We start from the raw sequence: 16,068 nt of genomic DNA, 5'->3' as shown, positions 1-16,068 counted from the left end.
CGGGTGATGATGGAACGGTTCTGGCCCTCCCACGCGCCGGCCGACTACCAGTGCCCGTTTTGCGAGCTGCTTTCCGGCAGCATCGACTCCCCCACCAACCTGTGCGCGCTGACGGACCTCGTGTGGCGAGGTGACGCCGCCGCCATCATCATGGCTTGCGACGGCTTCGGCCCGTACGGAGGGCACGCCATGGTCATTCCCACGGGTCACTTCGAGTCCCTCTACGACCTCCCGGACGACGTCGCCGCGGCAACGATCCGTGCGACGCGCGCAGCCGCGTTGGCGATGAAGCTGGCTTGGCAGCCCGAGGGCACGTCCACGCGCCAACACAACGAGCCCTCCGGGAATCAGCACGTATGGCACTACCACCAGCACGTTTTCCCGCGCTATGGCGATGACATGCTCTACCGGCAGGTCCGCCACCGGGTGCCGGTAGCAGAGCGCGCACGCAAGGCGCGCGAACTCTCCCGGGCTCTGGAACAGCTTGGTTTTTCGGGCTAGCGAGCGCCCACGGGATGCAGGAACGTGCGGACGGAAACCACCGGCGCCGTCTTGCCCGCACTACGGAAGCGGACGTGGTGAGAGAACTCCAGCGCCACCCCGGAGGACAGCGTGAGCGTACCGAGGCAACTGGCCAGCCGGCCGTGGGTCATGATGTCTGAAAAGTCCAGTTGCACGGCCTCACCCGGAGCCGCCGCGGCGGGAATGATCTCGGAGAGGACCGTCGCCAGCCCCGCGCGGGCCGCCGCATCACACCCGGCCACGGACCACGTGGCCTCCGGATCCAGAGCGGCGCCGAGGGATGCGCCGTCGTTGCTCGCCCACGCAGCCACGACGTCGGCCACGATCCCCACCCGCGGGGCGTTGCCACATCCGGCCGGCAGGTCGAGGTCCATTTAGACCTCCCGGGTGACGACGGCGTCCGCAAACGCCGTGAGCGACTCCTTGAGCGTGCCAGCCGGCAGCGGCTCCAGCGCCTGGACGGCGCTATTGGCCCACTCGCGGGCCACGTCCCACGCCTGCTGCATGGCGGGGTGCTCCGCAACAGCGGCGACGGCGGCGGCCAACGCTTCGTCACTGGTCAGGTCCCCGTCGACGAGCTCCAGCGCCGCGATCGCGGCGGCGTCGTGCTGGGCGGCGGCCTCACGCAGCAGCAAGACGGGCAGCGTCGGCACGCCCTCACGCAGGTCCGTACCCGGCGTCTTACCGGAGCTCGCCTGACCGCCCGTCAGGTCAATCACGTCATCCGCCAGCTGGAAGGCCACACCCACCCGCTCGCCGTACTCGGCCATGATCTCCACCGTCTCCGGGGCGCGGCCAAACATGGAACCGAAGCGGCCCGCCGTGGACAGCAGGGAAGCCGTCTTGTCCGCGATGACCTGCAGGTAGTGCGCGCGGGCGTCCTCACCCTGACGCGGGCCAATCGTCTCGTGCAATTGCCCCAGGCAGAGCCGTTCGAACGTGCGCGACTGAATCTTCACGGCCTCGGGTCCCAGCTCGCTACCGGTGATCGAGGCGCGGGCAAAGATCAGGTCTCCGGCCAGAATCGCCACCGAATTACCCCACACCTCATGCGCGGTCGGGGTGCCCCGGCGGTACGGCGCCGAGTCCATCACGTCATCGTGGTACAGGGTGGCCAAATGCGTGAGTTCGCACACCGCAGCAGCCTTGACCACGTCCTCGTTGACGCCCTCGCCCAGCAAGGAGGCGAGAATCACCAGCAGCGGACGGATGCGCTTGCCGCCGGCCTCCACCAAGTGCCGGCTGGTGGCGTCAATGAGCGGATCCGAGTTGGCGACGGCGTCACGCAACAGTTTCTCCACGCGAGCCATGCCGTCGGAGATCGCGGGGCCGAATTCAGGGTCCTCGGCCACGGCCCGGAACCCTGCGGGCAGCTTGATCGTGGCGGCCAGCGCGGCCGTCTCCGGGTTCAGGTCCACATCAGCTGGCACGTCATGGCCAGCGGTGGTCCAGTTGCTCTGCGATTCAGTCACGTATCTGCTGCCTCGGGGTGAATGCGGGTGGCGGTGGCGCCGTGCACGGCTCGGGGCGCGACGACGGATCCCACTCTAGTCGTCGCCGAGCCCGCGACAAGACGCGCTGTGTCCACGGCGGATTAGTGGGGCCGGCGGGAGGCGTGGCGGCGGAGGTACTCCGAGGCGGCGCGCGCCCGCTGCGGCCCGCTCTCCGGCAGCGCGTTGGGCGAGGCCGCGTCGGTGAGCTCCTCGGTGGTCGAGCCGGCGCCGTCGTGCGGCTTGACGGCGTGGTGAACGGCGACGATGCCGCCGGTCAGGTTGCGGTAACGGCAGTCCTGCCAGTTCGCGGTATTGATCCAGCCCGCGAGCTCGTTCTGGGCGGGCCAGGCCCGGATGGACTCGGCGAGGTACACGTAGGACTCCGGATTGGAGGACACTTTGCGCGCTATCGGTGGCAGCGCCTTCATCAGGTACTCGGTGTACACGGTGCGGAAGACGGAATTGCTGGGGTGAGAAAACTCGCACACCACCAGCCGGCCCCCAGGTTTGGTCACGCGGGCCATCTCCCGCAGCGCCCGGTGCGGGTCGGAGACGTTGCGCAGGCCGAAGCTGATCGTGACGGCGTCAAACGTGGCGTCCTCGAACGGCAAGTTCGTGGCGTCGCCTTCGACGAACTCGATGTCAGGACGACGCCGCCGCCCGACCTCCAGCATGCCCGCCGAGAAATCGCACGCCACCACGTGAATGCCTGCGTCGGCATAGGGCTCCGACGAGGTGCCGGTGCCGGCCGCGAGGTCCAAGACGCTCTCACCCGGTTGCGCGCCCACGGCGTCCACCACCACCTTGCGCCAGCGGCGATCCTGCCCCAAGGACAGGATGTCGTTGACGATGTCGTAGCGCGGGGCCACGTCGTCGAACATGGCTTGGACTTCTTCGGGGCGCTTCTGCAGCGTTGCTCTGCTCACGCGCTACATTGTCGCAAATGCTGCGTCAACCGTGAAACTTCCGCCGAGGCACGCCGCCGCGACGCGGCCCGAGGGAACCCCTCGAAGAACCAGCGGGCGAGCGCATCACCGCGCCGGGAGTAGGCTAGGGGCATCATGACCGAAGCCCCCGCCGCTGCGCTGCCCGACCACGAGGTGCGCGCCCCGACCCTGCACAGTGCAACCTTCGAGCGCGGGCCGATGGCTGAATCCGGCCTGCTGGACTACGTGGTCCGTTCCGACGCCCTAGTGTGGGGCCGCCGCGGGGACGGCAAGGTGGGCTTCGGGGCGGTGGCCCGGTGCGATGCGCGCGGAACCGACCGGTTCGCTACCGCGCGTGCCTGGTGGGCGGACGTTTCCCGACGGGCCACAGCCGCCCCGGGCCAGGAACCCACCGCGCCCGGCGCGGGCGTCGTGGCCTTCGCTACCTTCGCGTTCGATGCCACCAGCGCCGCCGCGTCGACCTTGATCGTCCCCCGCCTCGTGGTGGGGCGCTCCGCCGATTCCAGCTGGCTCACGATCATTAGCGACGATCCGTCCGAGGAGCTCACGCTAGAACAGGCGGAGGAGGAACTCGCACTCGCGCTCGACGAGGTGGACGACGAGGCCGAGCTGCACCGCGGCGGAACCCTCGCGGCCGGGCACGTCAGTGAGGACGCGTTCACGGCCTGCGTCGCCGCTGGCGTCGCGGCCATCGACGCCGGCGAGTTGACCAAACTGGTGCTGGCCCGCGACGCCGTCGCCGAGCTGGACGGGCCGGTCGCCGTCGCGCAGGTGTTGCGGGAGCTGGCCTTGCGCTACAGCGACTGTTGGACCTACAGCGTCGATGGCCTCATTGGCGCCACCCCAGAGATGCTGGTGCGGGTCGACGGCGCCACGGCGCAGGCCCGGGTGCTCGCGGGAACGCTGGACCGCTCGACGGCGCCAGCGGACGATCCGCACTACCCCCACCGCGTCTTGGCTGGGGATGAAAAGCAGCGGCACGAGCACCAACTCGCCATCGACTCGCTCACCGCCGAGCTTGGCCCCCTCGTGAGCGAGATGATCGCGCCCGCCGAGCCGTTCGTGCTGCAGCTGCCGAACGTGTGGCACCTCGCCTCCGATGTGCAGGCGCACCTCACCCCGTACGACGACGGCCGCACGCCGTCGGCCTTGGACCTCGCCGAGGTGCTCCACCCCACGGCGGCGGTGTGTGGCACCCCCACGGAGGCCGCCGCGGGGCTCATCCGACGCCTCGAGGGCATGGACCGCGGGCGCTATGCCGGCCCGGTGGGCTGGGTGGACGCAGAGGGCAATGGCGAGTTCGGCATCGCCCTGCGCGGGGGTGTGATCGAATCCACATCATGCATTCGCCTCTATGCGGGCTGCGGGATTGTGGCGGCGTCCGATCCGGCGGCCGAACTGGCCGAATCGTGGGCCAAGATGCGCCCGATGCGCGAGGCGCTCAACCTCTAGAACTCGGGCAAGAACGGCCCGTTGTGCAGATCGCTGCACCATGTAGTGCGGTCTGCTACATCGAGTAGACTCCCCTGTCAAGCTTGGACACCTTTCTGTAACGCCACAACGTTTAGAATTGCGTCATACGGCATAAACATTCATTGCCAGCTACGACGAAAGACACCGCACTGATGAAGATCTCCACTCGCGCCCTCACGGGCCTAGCCGTCACCGCCGCGGCAGGCCTGGCGTTGACCGCCTGCTCCTCCGGTGACTCCGCGGCTCAGTCCTCTGATGCCGACACCGGACTCACCCTGATGAACGAGGGCAAGCTCACGGTCTGCTCCGATCTGCCCTACGAGCCCTTCGAGTTCCGGGATGAGAACGGCGAGATCGTCGGCTTCGACATGGACATTGCCAGCGAGATCGCCGCCGACCTCGACGTCGAGCTCAACGTCCTCGACGACGGGTTCGAAGGCATCCAGTCCGGCCTCGCGTTGAACAAGTGCGACATCTCCATCTCCTCGATCTCCATCACCGAGGAGCGCAAGGGCAACATGGACTTCTCGACCCCCTACATGGACGACGACCTGACGCTGGTCGCCCCGGCCGATGGAGAGATCGAGGACCTCGAGTCCGCTGCGGGCAAGCGCGTCGCCGTGCAGACCGGCACCACGGGCGAGACCTACGCCCAGGAGCAGGGGCTCACCGCCGTGGGCTTCGAGGACGCCGGCCTCCAGCTCGAGGCGCTCAAGGCCGGCACCGTCGACGCAGCCCTGGGCAACGTGTCCGTCCTCGGTTACGGCATCGCCGATGAGGAGGGGTTCGAGCGAGTCGAGGACTACGAGACGGGCGAGCAGCTCGGCATCTCCATCAAGAAGGGCAACTCGGCGATGGCCGAGGCCGTCAACGGGACCCTGGAGCGTCTGGACGAGTCCGACAAGCTGGACGAGCTCGAAGAGAAGTGGTTCGGCGCCAGCAACTAACGGGCGCTCTCCCTCCCGAGAGACACCCAACGGATCAACGAGACATCCTCGGCGGGGCCGGTGCCACAAGCGCCGGCCCCGCCGCCTCGAGTGAAAGGCTTCACCCATGGCCATGACCGCTCGCCAACGGGCGCGCACCAGTAAGGGCATCCAGGCCGGAATATTTGCTGGCGCGGTCATCGCCCTCGCGCTCGTCATCGACTGGCCCACCGTCCGCTCGGCGTTCTTCGCCTTCGAGAAGCTGGACGGCATCTTCCCCGAGATCATCACGGTCGGGCTGAAGAACACCATCTTCTACACCGTGATCTCCTTCGCGTTCGGGCTGGTGCTCGGCCTCGTGCTCGCGCTGATGAAGATGGCCAGCTTCGCGCCCTACCGGTGGATCGCCACCGGTTACATCGAGTTCTTCCGCGGCATCCCCGGCCTCTTGGTCTTCCTTGCCTTCGGTGTGGGCGTGCCTACGGCCTTTCCCGGCGTCGTCTGGCCTACGTGGGTCGTGGTCATGGTTTCCCTCGGCATGATCTCCGCCGCCTACATCGCGGAGACCCTCCGCGCTGGGCTTCAAGCCGTGCCCAAGGGCCAGTACGAGGCCGCGCGCTCCTTGGGCATGCCCGGCTGGCGGGCCATGGTGACCATCGTCATCCCGCAGGCCTTCAAGATCGTCATGCCCCCGCTGACCAACGAATTCATTCTGGTCACCAAGGACACCTCGCTGATCTTTGTCCTCGGCCTCACGCTCGCCGATTACGAGCTCACCAAGTTCGGCCGCGACGGCATCATGCAGTTCAGCGCGGGCATCACGCCTCTGGTTCTGGCGGGCGCGATGTACCTCATCATCACGCTGCCGCTCAGCCAGCTGGCCCGCAAGTTCGAGTCCCGTTCCGCGCGGGCGAAGCGCTAGGAGACGCCCCATGTCTGATTCGACCCCCAGCTTCACCGCAGCCGGCGTCACCATCTCCGGGCTGCGCAAGTCCTACGGCTCCAACGAGGTCCTCAAGGACATCAGCCTCAGTGTCAACCCGGGCGAGGTGGTGTGCCTGATCGGCCCATCCGGCTCCGGCAAATCGACGCTGCTGCGGTGCGTCAACCTCCTCGAACAACCCAACGGCGGCACGATCGACGTCGGCGGCTACGACGTGACGGACCCGGACCTCGACATCGACGAGATGCGCCGGCACGTGGGAATGGTCTTCCAGCAGTTCAACCTCTTCCCGCACCTGACCGTGCTGGAGAACTGCACGGTCGCGCAGCTGAAGGTCCTCAAGCGCTCCAAGGACGAGGCCCAGCGTGTGGCGCAGCAGAACCTCACCAAGGTGGGACTCGGCGAGTTTGCGGACCGCTACCCGGATCAGCTCTCCGGCGGTCAGCAGCAGCGTGTGGCGATTGCCCGCGCCCTGTCCATGGACCCGCAGCTCATGCTCTTCGACGAGCCGACGAGCGCGTTGGACCCGGAAACGGTCGGTGAAGTCCTCGCGATCATGCGCAATCTCGCCAAGGATGGCATGACCATGCTGGTGGTCACCCATGAGATGGCGTTCGCCCGCGACGTCGCGGATCGCGTGGTGTTCATGGATGGCGGCGTGGTCGTCGAAGAGGGCCCAGCCGCCCAAGTGATTGGTGACCCGCAGACTCCGCGCATGCAGGACTTCCTCAAGCGCGTCCTCGACCCCACCCACGTGGACCTCGGTTAGCTCCTAGTGCGCTGCGGCGCGGCGGTCTAAGGGAATCACCAACGGCGTCCCGGTGACCGGGTCCGCGATGACGCGATTGGGCAGCGAGAAGACGTCGTGAACGAGCTCCGAGGTCAGCACCTCCGCGGGCGCGCCTTGGGCCACGATGCTCCCCTGCCGCATGACCACCAGGTGGCTCGCGTAGCGGGCCGCCTGATTCAAGTCGTGCAACACCGCCACGACGGTGCGTCCGCGCAGGTTCAGTTCGTGGAGAACGTTGAGCACGTCGAGCTGGTGGGAGACGTCGAGATAGGTGGTCGGCTCGTCCAACAGGACGGTCGGGGCCTCTTGGGCGAGAACCATGGCAATCCAGACGCGCTGCCGCTGCCCTCCGGACAGGTCGTCGACGCGCCGCGCCGCTAGCTCGGCGACGCCCGTCAAACCCATGGCCTCCGCCACCGCCTGCTCGTCCTCGGCCGCCCACTGCCGGAAGAGGCGCTGATGCGCATACCGTCCGCGGGAGACCAGCTCTGCGACGGTAATGCCATCTGGGGAGACCGCCGTTTGGGGCAGCAAGCCGAGTTCCCGCGCCGCCTGTTTGGTCGACCAACGCGCCAAGTCTTGCCCGTTGAGGAGGATCCGCCCGGCTCGTGGTGGCAGCAGCCCCGCCAGGGATTTCAATAGCGTGGACTTGCCACACGCATTGGGGCCGATGATCACCGTGAAGCTCCCCGGCGCCACATCGAAGGTCAGTCCTTCGGTAATCGTGCGGCCGTCATAGCCCAACGTGACGTGGTCCGCCTGCAAGCTCCGCGACGTCATGACAGATTCCTCCGAACTTCTCGGGACAACAACCAGATCAGATAGGCGCCGCCGATCACCACCGTGACGACGCCGACGGGGATCGTCAACGGCACCACATGCTGGGCAATGACATCGGAGACCAGCAGCATGAGGGCGCCGACGGCTCCGGCCGCCGTGAGCGAGATGGTCGGGCTCGCGCACAAGCGGCGGGCGATTTGCGGTGCGGCCAGCGCGACGAAGGAGATCGGGCCAGCCACCACGGTCACGGCCGCCACCAGGGCCACCGCGGCGACGATGAGCAGCAATCGCGCACGGTTCAGGCGCACGCCCGTCACCGCGGCGACGTCGTCACCGAGGTCCATCTGCCGCAAGACGGGAACAGCGGCCAGCAGAGCCACCAGCAGGACCGCGATGACGATGAGCACCGGAGCCAGCACGTCCGGCTGGATCCGATTGAGGGTGCCGGCGCCCCAGGCGGAGGCCGTCATGGCCGTCTCCAAGTCCGCTTCCAGCAGGAACCACGTATTGGCGGCCGCGAGCATCGCGGAAATACCGATACCCACGATGATGAACCGGAAGCCCTGCAGTCCCGCACGGTAGGACAAGAGATAGATGACGATCGCCGCGCCGATGCCGCCAGCCAGTGCGCCCGTCATATGAACGGCCCAGTGCCCGCCGAAGAACACCAATGCGATCAGCATGCCCGTCATGGACCCATGGGACAGGCCGATGATGTCCGGGCTGGCCAGCGGGTTACGCGTCATGGTCTGGAAAATGGCGCCGGAGACGGCCAGAGCCGCCCCGAATACGGCCGCTGCCACCGCCCGCGGCAGCCTCCACTCCACGACGACCGTGCGGGCCAACCCCGCGTCGGCGTCGCCGAGGGCAGCGATGACCTGCGGCAAGGTCAGCGTGTAGTCGCCCAGGGCTAGGGACACGAGCCCGATGACGACGGCGGCGGCCACCATGATGGCCGTGATCGCTGCCGTCCGGCGGGACCAAATGAGGGATGCAGCCCCGAGGCGCACGTGCCACCGGTCGGCCACGAAGGACACCCGGCTCATAGGGCACTCGCCTGACTGCGCCGCACGAGCGCGATAAGCACTGGGGCGCCGACAAAGGCCGTGACGATGCCGACGGGCATTTCGCTCGGCATGATGATGACGCGCCCCAGCACGTCCGCAGCGAGCATCAACACGGGAGCGGCCAAGACGGAGCCGAGGAAGATGACGCGCTGGTCCGTGCCCAGACTCCACCGGACCAGGTGCGGAATCATGAGGCCAACGAAGGTGATGGGCCCGGCCAGGGCGGTCGCCGCGCCGGCCAAGAAGGTCACGGCGAGCAGGACAAGAATCTGCAGCCGCGCCACGTTGACCCCCTGTGAGCGTGCGACGTCGGAGCCAAGCACCGTAGAGTTCAGCCCCGGCACCGCGCAGGCGGCGCACACGAGGCCGATGGCGAGCAATGGCAGCAGCGGCAGCGAGACGTCGAGGCCTCGCTCGAGGAGGCTTCCCGCGTTCCAGCCGCGCGTCTTGTCAAACGTTTCCGGATGGGTGAGGACAATCGCCGTGGTGATCCCGCTGAGCACCGCACCCACGGCCACGCCCACCACGGTGAGCTGGACGGGGCTGGCCGGGCCGGTCCGCGACGAACCGATCAAGTACACGGCGGCCGTGACGACGAGCGCCCCCACGCAGGCCAACCAGCCGTAGGTGGACGCCGTCGTCGCGCCCCAGAACGCGATGCCTAGCGTCACGAAGAGCGCGGCGCCGGCGTTGACGCCCAAGATCCCGGGATCAGCCAAAGGATTGCGCGTGAAGGCCTGGACCAGCGCGCCGGCGACACCCAGCGCGACGCCGGCGAGCAAGCCTGCCAGAGTCCGTGGGATGCGTTGTTCCCAGATCACGTAGTGGCCCTCTGCCGTGCCCTGGCCGGTGAGTGCCGCCCACACCTCAGACAGCGGCAGCGGGTTGGAGCCGACGGCGAGGGACGCGAACACGGACGCCACGAGCGCCAACGCCAGAACGCCGGCGAACCCCACCCGCACGGTGCGGGATGGGGTGCGCCGGCTGGGGGCGACGGCCTCTGTCATGCGCGAGGGTCTGGGTGAAAAACGGCCGGCACAGCGTTACTGATCGGCGAGGATTTCTTCGAGGTCATCGAGCACGGCCATGCCACCGTGCGGACCCACACCAGCAATCCAGTAGGAGAAATCCACCAAGTACGTGTTGTCAAAGACCTCAGGGTTCGCGGTGATACCCTCCGGCATCGTGGACGGGTCATCGACGTCGTCCGTGGTGACGAGGACGAGGTCCGCCTCGGCGTCCAAGACGTTCTCCGGGGAGATGTCCAGCGAGATATCCTCCCACTCGTGCTCGGGGATGGTCAGGCCCGTGCATTCCAGGGTGCTGCCCGCGAAGGAGATGGGCCCGTAGAGGGTCAAGCGCGTGTCCCGGGGGCGAATGAGCTGGGCCGTGGTGCCGGCGGTGTCGTAGGTGTCCGCGATCTCCTGGCAGCGAGCCTCGTAGTCAGCCAACAGGTCGGACGCCCCTTCGGCATCGCCCAGGGCCTCGGCCACGAGGGCCACGTTCTCCTGCCAGGGGTCAGCCTGCGTGGCCATGAACACGGTGGGGGCGACGTCGTTCAGCTGGTCGTAGAGCGCGGAGTGCCGAGATTCGGTGCCGATGATGAGGTCCGGCTCCAGCGCGGCGATCTTCTCCAAGCTGGGCTCCATGACGGTGCCGACCTGCTCGATGTCCGCGGCGTCCTCGCCCAGGTAGGCGGGCACACCCGTCGTTTCATTGACCACCGTGGTGCCCACCGGCTCCTTGCCCAGGGCGACGGCCGTGTCCAGCTGGACGGGTTCCAGCACGACGACGCGCTGCGGATCCGCTGGCACGGCCGTGGTGCCCCGGGCGTGGACGACGTCGTGGGTCTCGGCCGACGCCGAGGATGCCGCGGTCTCCTCGGCGGGTGCGGAGTCCGTGCCGCAGGCCGCCAGGCTGAGTCCGACGGCGGCGATGGCCGTCAGGGCGCCGACGCGGCGCGTAATCGGGTTCAGGGACATACGTGTTCCTCCATGGTGGTGCGTTGTGATGGTTCTGAGCGAGTTGTGCGGGGGCGCTACCGGGCTGAGCGGCGCGTCCAGTAGCCCTGTCCGTGGACGTTGTCCGCGCTGAGGCCAGCGCGCGCGAAGCGACGTTTGAGCCCGGCGAGCCGGGAGGTCTCCGCGGCCATCCAGACGTAGAGCCCCTCTGGCGCCTGGCCGGAGCGCAGAAAGGAATCGGCCGCCGCTTCGAGCCCTGCGGGGCTGGTCGGATCGCTGCCAGCGGGCGTCACGATGCGCACGTCAACCGCGGCCGCGCCGAGGTCGGCGAGAATCCACCCGGCGTCTCGCGGGTCCGCGCATTCAAGAACCACTTGGGCTTGCTGGTCCGCGGTCAGGCTCCGCAGCACCCCGGCGATCGCGGGGAACGCTGCCTCGTCCCCGGCGATCCAGAACCGATTCGCCAGCCCGGGACGGAACTGGATGCCGTGGTGGCCGCCGTCATCGCGCGCATCGGGCGCGGACATCAGGAGGCGGTCGCCGGGGTGGGCGTGGGCCGCGAAGTGGCTCGCCGGGCCCGCTGGGGAGTGCAGGAAGACGTCGACGGCCGCGCGCTGCTGCGCGGGACGCGCGTGCGCCACCGTGTAGGTGCGCAGCACGGGCCGCTGCTGCGGGTCTAGTGCCCGCCACGCGCGGCGCCACTGGCGCTCGCTGAGCCCATCGATGAACTCGGCCGGATAGCCCTGCCCCGGGGAGGCCGGAAGGAGGATCTTGATGCGCTGGTCCAACTCGCGATCCACGAGGCGCTCCAGTGAGGCGCCTACCAGATGCAGCCGGAGCATCTGCGGGGCCAGCCGCTCGACGGCGTCCACGCGCACCTCGAACAGGCGATTCGGCGAGGCCGCCGGGGCGGGACGAGGTGCGGGGGACGAGTCACCGACGCCGCGAGCCCGGTGGGCCGTCATCGTTGGCATGGGTCCTCGTCACTCTCGCCTGCGCTGGTGGTCCTGCCTGCCACCGCGCATGACCATACGCGGTTAGGCAAGCCTTTGCTTAGCAGAACCTTAGCAAGGGCAATTAGGGACACCAAATGTTGCGCAATTGGAGCCAGTGAGCGACGTCGCTCAGTGGGCGCGTCAGCCGACGGCGTCGCGCCCCAGCGCCACGCCCACCGCCCGGGCGAGCGCCGGCCCCCGCGCGCCGACCTGGGCGCGGCTGACGGTGACGTCGATGACCCGCCGCTTCCGCGGGGGCGAGCTCAGCGCCGCCGCGAGTTCCGCCGTCGTCCGGACGGGCACGTACGCCGCTCCATACGCCTCGGCGAGGGACGCCAGCTGGACCGTGTGGGGCGTGGAAAAGAGGCGTTCGACGGCGCCGCCGTAGCCGCCGCCGGTGTGCACCGCACCGTGTTCCAGCGTGGAGAAGATCGACCCCCCGGCATCGTTGAGGACCACCACATCGAGATCCGGCTCCGGCTCTCCGGCACCGACAAACAGGCCCCCGGCGTCGTGCAGGAAGGTGACATCGCCCAGCAAGAGCGTGGTGGGCTCCCCCCGCCCGGCGGCGACGCCGAGGGCGGTCGCTACGGTCCCATCGATCCCGGCCAGGCCCCGATTCGCCATCACGGGGCGCACGGACGTGGCGGCGAGCGGGTCCGCCGCCAGGTCCGCATCCCGCACCGGAGTGGACGAGCCGAGGACCAGGGGGCCGCCGTGCGCGGCCCAAACGGCCCGGGCCAGCGCGGGCCCTGTCACCGCCTCTGGTGTGGCCTCCTCTCCGAGGACCGCACCGACCGCACGGTCGGCCGCGGCCGCCGCTTGGTGCCAGGCGCGCAGCCACCCGGCGGGAGCGACGCCGGCGAACGCCGAGAGCTCGTCGAGTCCCTCGACGAGAGTTTCCCGGCGCCGGCCGGGCTCGAACCACGGCTGGGCAGCCGGCACATACAGCGCGGCCGGGAGTGACTCGTCCGCCAGCAGCCGAGCCACGGGCCGCGAGAGCGTCGGGCGACCAAAGACCACCACCCGCTCGATGCCGCCGGCCAGCGCGTGTGGCCCCGTGAAGTGCGTCAAGAGCAGGCGGTACGGGCCGATCGCCTGTGGCCCGAACCGGGCGTTGGAGCTCGGCTCCGCCAGCAACGGGAGGCCGTGAACGGCGGCGAATCTCTCGGCGACGGCTCCCGCTCCGTGGCCGGCCAGCACCACGGTGCGGCGTGCGCGCTGCGTTGCCGGCTCGGTCAGCGTGGGTTCGGCGTCGCCCCTGCCTGGAAAGTCCCGTCGCGGCCGCGACGCCCAGGCCGGGAGAGGCTCGCCGGGAGGCGGGGTCAGCGGATCCCGGAACTCGAGGTTGAGCTGGACGGGGCCGCGGGCGGCCTCCGGCGCCCCGGACGGAGCGATTCCTAGGGCGGCGTCGATCACCGCGCGGGCCTGCTCCGCGGGGTCTTCACCCGCGGCGACCGTGAGTGCGCGGCGGACATGCTCGCCAAAGAGCCCGGCCTGCCGCGTGGTCTGGTTGGCCCCGGTGCCGTGCAACTCGGCGGGCCGATCGGCGGAGAGCACCACGAGCGGGACGCCGGCATGGTTGGCTTCCATCACCGCGGGCAGCACCTCGCCGACGGCGGTCCCGGAGGTCATCGCCACCGCCACGGGCTGCCCCGTGGAGAGCGCCAGGCCGAGCGCGGTAAAGCCAGCATCGCGTTCGTCAATCCGCACGTGCACGGTGAGCCGCCGCGCGGCCTCCGCCTCCGCGGCGGCATAGGCCAACGGAGCGCTGCGGGAACCGGGAGAGATCACGAGGTGCCGCAGCCCGGCGGCCTCGAGTTCGGCCAAGGCGCAACGCGCGGCTGCAAGCGAATCCATGGGTTCCATCCTAGGACCCACCGCGCGCGCCCGGCTGTAGGCCACCGTGGCCCACACGCACGAGGCTGACGTGGTGTGTTCTCTGCGGAACGCTCCACGTCAGCCCCGTCAGGGCGCCACGCGGCCGACTACGTGCGCGGCAGCGACTTGGCCTTCTCGGCGCGCTTCTTAAAGCCCACACCGTTGTTGCCGCGGGTGCTAAACACCTGCACGACGGACGGGCGGGGGCCATAGAACTCGCCGAGACCGGCGGACTCGCGGGAGTCCTTGAAATCCGGGAACAGGGAGTAGGGCTGATCGTAGGTGCCGCCCTCGCCCGGGTGCTGCACGGCCACGAACACCGAGTTCTCCCGGTCGTGGATCACCGGACCGCAGGCCTCGGCGCCGGCTGGGACGGCGAGGAACTGCTCCACACGGCCGCGCTCGTCACCGGTGAGGGTAACCTTGTGGATCGCGTCGCAGTAACCGATCTTCCCTGGAGCGCCATCGGTCGAGATCCACAGGTTGCCGCGGGAGTCGAAGGCCAGGTTGTCCGGGCAGGAAATCGGTGAAACCTTCTCCGCCGGGTACCCGGAAAAGTAGGTGGAACTGCTCACGGCAGGGTCACCGGCCACCAACAGGATGTTCCAGTTGAAGGTCAGCGCCGCGGCGTCGCTTCCGGATTCCGTCAGCTCGATCACGTGGCCGTCGCGGTTGCCGTTGACCGGGTTGGCCTCGTCAGCGCCCGCATAACCGGAGGCACCGCGGTTGGAGTTGTTGGTGAGGGCGATGTAAAGCTTTCCGGTGAGCGGGCTCGGCTCCACGTCCTCCGGCCGGTCCATCTTGGTGGCTCCCACCTGGTCAGCGGCGAGGCGCGTGTACACCAACACCTCGGCAACGCTCATGCCGTCGACCCGGGAGGTGCCGTTCTTCACCAGCGGCAGCCACTCGCCGCCGCCATCGAAGGCGCCATCGGCGGGCACGGTCCCGGACCCGTCAATCTCCGCCGCGGAGGTTTCGGAGAAGCGGGCCACGTACAAGTCGCCCTCGGAGAGCAGCGTCATGTTGTGCGCCTTGTCGCCCTCGCGGTACTTGCCCTTGGAGATGAACTTATAGACGTAGTCGAAGCGCTCGTCATCTCCCGAGTAGACCACCACGCGGCCGTCGGCGGCGATGTTGATGTTCGCGCCCTCATGCTTGAAGCGGCCGATCGCGGTGTGCTTGACCGGGGTGGAGGTGGGGTCCTGCGGGTCGATCTCCACGATGTAGCCGAACCGGTTCACCTCGTTCTCATATCCCTCGTTCTGGGCCGAGAAGCGCGGGTCGAGCTTCTCCCAGCCGCGGCTCGGCGCACCGGTGCCAATCCCGTAGCGGGCTTCCTCGGCGGTACCGCGCCCCTGGAAGTACTGGTTGAAGTTCTCTTCGCCGGAGACGATGGTGCCCCACGGGGTGGTGCCGCCGGCGCAGTTGTTGTTGGTTCCCAGAACCGTCATTCCTTCCGGGTCCGCGACCGTTTTGACCAGCTCGGAGCCGGCCGCCGGGCCGTCGAGCCGGAACGGCGTGGTGGCGGTGATGCGGCGGTTGCGCTGGCCGCCGCGGACGTACTCCCATTTCTGCCCCGCCTTCTTGCGGGTCAGTTCCACCACGGAGAATCCGTGCGCGGCCCAGGCGATGCGGCGCGCCTCGTCCTCGTTCTCGGCCTGCCACTGTGGGTCAAACATCATGTATTCGTTGGTGTACTCGTGATTGCAGACCAGCACGCCGGTGCGGCCGTTGCCGCCGTCCGCGATGATGTTGAGGTAATCGTTGTTGTAGCCGAACTGCTTTTCCTGAGCGGCAGCCGTCTGGTGCTGGGCGTCGAACTCGGGCGAGTCGTTGAACAGCGGGTCACCCCAGCGGATGATCGGCGCCCAGTCGTAGCCGTCCGGGACGGAGACCGTGTCCACCGTGCGCTCCACCGGGTCGATCGCGTTGAAGGGCAACTTGCCGCCGCCCTTGCCGAACCCGCCGAAGTCAGCGGACGCGGACGGGGCGTGCGCAATCTGGGGGCCCACGACGACGACGGCCGCGGCCACGCCGCCGAGGCCGAGCGCCGCGCGGCGAGAGAGCGCGGAGTTCGCGATATCCCGGAAGTAGGAGTTGGAGCTGGTGTTGCACACAGCCTGTGCGCAGGCGTCGCCGCACTTGAAGTGGCACGTCATCGCGTCGCGATTTCCGCGCGTATGTCCGGCCATCGGCAGCAGGTTAAGCAGGTTCTGGGGCAAGGGTGACATCGTCCGTCTCTTTCGACTTGGTATGGACACGAGTGCGTCACTCAAGCTTTCAAGCGAAC

Annotated in this window: 15 protein-coding genes; 5 read left to right on the top strand and 10 right to left on the bottom strand. The window is 68.6% G+C overall.

Annotated features, from left to right (window positions below; genetic code table 11):
- Nucleotides 1-6: 6 nt before the first annotated feature.
- Complete coding sequence (locus IW252_RS10495) at nucleotides 7-501, top strand: HIT family protein (RefSeq protein WP_231365992.1); 495 nt, start codon at nucleotides 7-9, stop codon at nucleotides 499-501.
- Here the strand turns inward: IW252_RS10495 and IW252_RS10490 are convergent.
- From IW252_RS10490 to IW252_RS10480, 3 genes are all read right to left on the bottom strand, one after another.
- The gene (locus IW252_RS10490) at nucleotides 498-896 is read right to left on the bottom strand and encodes a nuclear transport factor 2-like protein (protein WP_196836502.1); all 399 of its coding nucleotides are present in this window, start codon (nucleotides 894-896) and stop codon (nucleotides 498-500) included. The two genes, IW252_RS10495 and IW252_RS10490, sit on opposite strands and share 4 nt — an antisense overlap.
- A complete protein-coding gene (locus IW252_RS10485; protein ID WP_196836501.1) occupies nucleotides 897-1,994 on the bottom strand; it encodes a polyprenyl synthetase family protein in 1,098 nt (365 codons plus the stop codon). It abuts the gene before it with no gap.
- A 122-nt stretch (nucleotides 1,995-2,116) separates the two neighbouring features.
- Entirely contained in the window at nucleotides 2,117-2,941 is an 825-nt protein-coding gene (locus IW252_RS10480) for a demethylmenaquinone methyltransferase (RefSeq protein ID WP_196836500.1), read from the bottom strand.
- Between the two features lie 135 nt (nucleotides 2,942-3,076).
- Here IW252_RS10480 and IW252_RS10475 point away from each other — a divergent pair, with 135 nt between their 5' ends.
- From IW252_RS10475 to IW252_RS10460, 4 genes are all read left to right on the top strand, one after another.
- Nucleotides 3,077-4,414: an isochorismate synthase gene (locus tag IW252_RS10475; RefSeq protein WP_196836499.1), complete on the top strand. Its 1,338-nt coding sequence runs from the start codon at nucleotides 3,077-3,079 to the stop codon at nucleotides 4,412-4,414.
- Between the two features lie 173 nt (nucleotides 4,415-4,587).
- Nucleotides 4,588-5,382, top strand: a complete 795-nt coding sequence (locus tag IW252_RS10470; protein ID WP_196836498.1) for an ABC transporter substrate-binding protein — start codon at nucleotides 4,588-4,590, stop codon at nucleotides 5,380-5,382.
- Between the two features lie 106 nt (nucleotides 5,383-5,488).
- Complete coding sequence (locus IW252_RS10465) at nucleotides 5,489-6,283, top strand: amino acid ABC transporter permease (RefSeq protein ID WP_196836497.1); 795 nt, start codon at nucleotides 5,489-5,491, stop codon at nucleotides 6,281-6,283.
- 10 nt (nucleotides 6,284-6,293) lie between these two features.
- A complete protein-coding gene (locus IW252_RS10460) occupies nucleotides 6,294-7,073 on the top strand; it encodes an amino acid ABC transporter ATP-binding protein (RefSeq protein WP_196836496.1) in 780 nt (259 codons plus the stop codon).
- A 3-nt stretch (nucleotides 7,074-7,076) separates the two neighbouring features.
- On the opposite strand, the gene IW252_RS10455 is transcribed toward IW252_RS10460, so the two are convergent.
- From IW252_RS10455 to IW252_RS10425, 7 genes are all read right to left on the bottom strand, one after another.
- Nucleotides 7,077-7,874, bottom strand: coding sequence for an ABC transporter ATP-binding protein (locus tag IW252_RS10455; RefSeq protein WP_196836495.1), 798 nt, complete (start codon nucleotides 7,872-7,874; stop codon nucleotides 7,077-7,079).
- The gene (locus IW252_RS10450; protein WP_196836494.1) at nucleotides 7,871-8,920 is read right to left on the bottom strand and encodes a FecCD family ABC transporter permease; all 1,050 of its coding nucleotides are present in this window, start codon (nucleotides 8,918-8,920) and stop codon (nucleotides 7,871-7,873) included. Before IW252_RS10450 ends, IW252_RS10455 begins: the two co-directional genes overlap by 4 nt.
- On the bottom strand, nucleotides 8,917-9,948 hold the full coding sequence (locus IW252_RS10445) for a FecCD family ABC transporter permease (protein ID WP_196836493.1): 1,032 nt from the start codon (nucleotides 9,946-9,948) through the stop codon (nucleotides 8,917-8,919). The genes IW252_RS10450 and IW252_RS10445 overlap by 4 nt, the downstream gene beginning before the upstream one ends.
- Before the next feature lie 36 nt (nucleotides 9,949-9,984).
- Nucleotides 9,985-10,923, bottom strand: a complete 939-nt coding sequence (locus IW252_RS10440) for an ABC transporter substrate-binding protein (RefSeq protein WP_196836492.1) — start codon at nucleotides 10,921-10,923, stop codon at nucleotides 9,985-9,987.
- A 56-nt stretch (nucleotides 10,924-10,979) separates the two neighbouring features.
- Nucleotides 10,980-11,876: a siderophore-interacting protein gene (locus tag IW252_RS10435; RefSeq protein ID WP_196836491.1), complete on the bottom strand. Its 897-nt coding sequence runs from the start codon at nucleotides 11,874-11,876 to the stop codon at nucleotides 10,980-10,982.
- Nucleotides 11,877-12,038: 162 nt separating this feature from the next.
- Nucleotides 12,039-13,757 carry a 2-succinyl-5-enolpyruvyl-6-hydroxy-3-cyclohexene-1-carboxylic-acid synthase gene (menD, locus tag IW252_RS10430; RefSeq protein ID WP_331271514.1) on the bottom strand — a complete coding sequence of 573 codons (1,719 nt, stop codon included), beginning with the start codon at nucleotides 13,755-13,757 and terminating at the stop codon, nucleotides 12,039-12,041.
- Nucleotides 13,758-13,885: 128 nt separating this feature from the next.
- Nucleotides 13,886-16,009, bottom strand: a complete 2,124-nt coding sequence (locus IW252_RS10425) for a PhoX family protein (RefSeq protein WP_196836489.1) — start codon at nucleotides 16,007-16,009, stop codon at nucleotides 13,886-13,888.
- Nucleotides 16,010-16,068 lie beyond the last annotated feature (59 nt).

The sequence above is a fragment of the Zhihengliuella flava genome, assembly GCF_015751895.1.
Lineage (GTDB): Bacteria > Actinomycetota > Actinomycetes > Actinomycetales > Micrococcaceae > Zhihengliuella > Zhihengliuella flava.
The sequence above is the reverse complement of the archived record's forward strand: the minus strand, read 5'-3'. Positions and strand labels throughout refer to the sequence as shown.